At 71.3% G+C, this 209-nt stretch carries 1 protein-coding gene; it reads right to left on the bottom strand.

Annotation, left to right across the window (positions count from 1 at the left end):
• A partial coding sequence (locus IF78_RS0143135; protein ID WP_031488226.1) for a zinc-binding dehydrogenase occupies positions 1-209 on the bottom strand: 209 nt, incomplete at both ends.

Raw genomic sequence — 209 nt, 5'->3', positions numbered from 1 at the left:
AGCATCGGGAAGTCGCGGGAGGGCAGGCAGTCGCCGTACCAGGAGGACTTCAGGGCGCCGCCGCGGCCGAAGACGTCCAGCAGCGGCAGTTCCAGCTTCATCTCCGGGGTCGGCACCCCGACCAGGACGACCGTGCCGGCGAGGTCGCGGGCGTAGAAGGCCTGCTTGTACGTCTCCGGGCGGCCGACCGCCTCGATCACCACGTCGGC

Source organism: Streptomyces bicolor, assembly GCF_000719285.1.
GTDB classification, from domain to species: Bacteria; Actinomycetota; Actinomycetes; order Streptomycetales; family Streptomycetaceae; genus Streptomyces; species Streptomyces bicolor.
The sequence above is the reverse complement of the archived record's forward strand: the minus strand, read 5'-3'. Positions and strand labels throughout refer to the sequence as shown.